Annotated in this window: 1 protein-coding gene; it reads left to right on the plus strand. The window is 67.2% G+C overall.

Annotation, left to right across the window (positions count from 1 at the left end; all coding sequences use genetic code 11):
- Positions 1–2,439 (plus strand): transglycosylase domain-containing protein (locus tag ACRDP3_RS28380; RefSeq protein ID WP_431519887.1); only part of this gene is annotated, 2,439 nt, incomplete at its 5' end.
- Between the last annotated feature and the right edge of the window lie 45 nt (positions 2,440–2,484).

A 2,484-nucleotide genomic window follows, 5' to 3' on the forward strand; every position in this document is an offset into this window, starting at 1 on the left:
GCCGGGATGGCCGCCGCCGGGCACGGCGGGAGCCGGCGCGCCGGCGCCGCCGGCATGGGCGGCCGCTACCAGCCACCGCCCCAGCGGTTCATCGACTACCCGCGCTGGAATAGATCGGGCGTGGGCCGTTGGGTGCCGTCCTGGAAGCTGGTGCTGGGCAGCTTCGCGGGCTTCCTCGGGCTGGTCATCGGACTGTCCGGCATCGCGCTGGCGATGGTGGACAAGCCCGACCCGAACAAGGCGGCGAAGCAGCAGAAGAACGTCTACCACTGGGCCGACGGCAGCCAGATGGTCGTCGCGGGCGGCGGTGATCAGAACCGGCAGATCGTGCCGCTCGACAAGATCCCCAAGTCGATGCAGAACGCGGTGATCGCCGCCGAGAACGAGACGTTCTACCAGGACGCCGGCGTCGACCCGATGGGCATCGCGCGCGCGGTCTTCAAGATGGCGACGGGCGGAGAGACGCAGTCCGGTTCGACGATCACCCAGCAGTACGTGAAGAACACCTACCTCGACCAGTCGCAGACCTTGATGCGTAAGGCCAAGGAGCTGTTCATCTCCATCAAGGTCGGCGCCTCGGAGGAGAAGTCGAAGATCCTCGAGGGGTATCTGAACACCGGCTACTACGGGCGCGGCGCGTACGGCATCCAGGCCGCCGCGCAGGCGTACTACGGCAAGGACTCCCACAAGCTGACCGCGAGCGAGAGCGCCTTCCTGTCCGCGACGCTCAACGGTCCGAACCTCTACGACCCGTCCGGCGGCATCGGCTCGGCGGCCACCCGGGAGAAGAACCGGGCGCGGGCCGAGGCACGGTGGAAGTGGACGCTGGACCGTGAGGTGAAGACCAACCGGCTGAGCGCGGCGAAGCGGGCCGAGATCACGAAGTTCCCGATGCCCCAGGAGCCGAAGAAGGCGACCGAACTCAAGGGCCAGAAGGGCTACATGGTCGACGTGGCCAACAACTACGTCACCGCCAACAGCGGTATCAGCGACCGGGAGCTCAAGCAGGGCGGCCTCCACGTCTACACCACCTTCGACAAGAAGAAGATGAAGGCGATGAGCGATTCCGTCGAGCGGGTGCGGAAGGCCAACATCGACCCGAAGACGCGGAAGGTCGACAAGTACGTGCAGTTCGGCGGTGCTTCGGTGAAGCCGAACGACGGGGCCATCGTCGCCATGTACGGCGGTGAGGACGCCACCTCGCACTTCACCAACAACGCCGACTACACCGGTGTCCAGGTCGGCTCCACCTTCAAGCCCTACGTGCTGGCGGCCGCGATGCGTGACGGCGTACGCGACCCGAAGCTGCCCGCGGTGCAGGGCGCGGACTCGCGCACCCCGGTCTCGCACAAGAGCGTCTACAACGGCGACAACAAGATCAAGCTGCGCGAGTACAACGGCGCCATCTGGCACGACAAGGAAGGCAAGGAGTGGCACCAGCGTAACGACGGCAACGAGGACCGGGGCCGGATCGACCTGCGCGAGGCGATGCAGTACTCGGTCAACACCCCCTTCATCCAGCTGGGCATGGACGTCGGCACCGACAGGGTGAAGAAGGCGGCGATGGATGCCGGCCTGACCGAGGACAGCCTGGCCCGCACCACTCCGACCTTCTCGCTCGGCACCTCGGCCCCCAGCGCCATCCGGCTGGCCAACTCCTACGGGACCTTCGCCAGCAGCGGCATGGAATCCGAGCCGTACTCCGTGACCAAGGTGACGAAGGGCGACGAAGAGAAGTACAAGCACCAGAAGCAGATCAACAGCGCCTTCGATCCCGCGGTGGCCGACAACGTCACCAACGTGCTGGAGACGGTCGTGCAGAAGGGCACCGGCTCCACGGCGCGCGGGCTCGGCCGCCCGGCGGCCGGCAAGACGGGTACGACGGACGACAACAAGTCGGCCTGGTTCAGCGGCTATACGCCGCAGCTGTCGACCGCGATCGGCATGTGGCGGGTCAACGACAAGGCCAAGGTGCAGAAGTTCCAGAAGATGTACGGCGTGGGCGGACAGAAGAGCATCCACGGTGCGTCCTTCCCCGCGGAGATCTGGACGAAGTACATGACGGGCGCGCTCAAGGACAAGCCCGTGATGAAGTTCCCGGTGCCCACTCCCATCGGCGAGAAGGTCTTCGGCTACAAGGCCAGCCCCTCCCCCACGCCGACACCGAGCGAGCCTTCCGAGAACCCGTCGCAGACGCCGTCCGGACCTCCTTCGGGATCGCCTTCGACGTCACCGTCTCCGTCCGACACGTGCAACAACGTGTTCGGCTGCGCCGACCAGGGCCAGACCGGCGGTGACGGAGGCGCCGACCAGGGCGGCGTCAACGGTGGGAACGACCAGGGCCAGACCGGCGGCGCCGACGGCGGCAGTACCGGCGGGAGCGACAGCGGCGGCATCTTCGGCGGGCCGACCGCCGGCCCCAGCCGTACGAAGGAGTAGCAGGGCGTCCACCGCAGCCCAGCGGCACACAGGAGCAGCCGCCCC

The sequence above is a fragment of the Streptomyces sp. genome (genome assembly GCF_050698815.1).
Classification (GTDB): Bacteria; Actinomycetota; Actinomycetes; order Streptomycetales; family Streptomycetaceae; genus Streptomyces.